General features: G+C 69.9%; 1 pseudogene. It reads right to left on the bottom strand.

The features are described from left to right. Nucleotides 1-362: pseudogene (locus AC1DDG_RS21790) on the bottom strand (HNH endonuclease signature motif containing protein); the annotation flags it as partial.

The following is a 362-nucleotide window of genomic DNA, read 5'->3' as shown; positions in this document are numbered from 1 at the left end:
GTGGGGTGGGAAGATCCGGGTGGTGCGGCCGATGTCCAGGATGCGGCCTTGGCTGCCGAGGAGGATGGGGATGATGTCGGCGTCGCAGGCGATTTTGCGGACGGTGGCGGGGGTGACGGGGCCGGTGAAGGCGAACGTCCCGGTCCCGGTGGGGGTTTCTGGCGCCTGAGCCGTTGGGGCCGGGGTGGCGGTTGAGGCGAAGGGTGTGGGTGTGGGTGTGGGTGTGTGGCGGGTGTAGCGGGGGCCGTTGGCGGCGGTGGTGTGGAGGCGGTTCAGGAGGTCCTGGTAGCTGATGGTGACCATGACCTGGGGCCGGAGTCCGCCGGTGGCTGGCAGGGTGTTGGTGGCGAGGGCTGTTTTGC

The sequence above is a fragment of the Arthrobacter sp. 10L430 genome (assembly GCF_056395245.1).
This window is presented reverse-complemented; position numbering and strand designations above follow the sequence as displayed.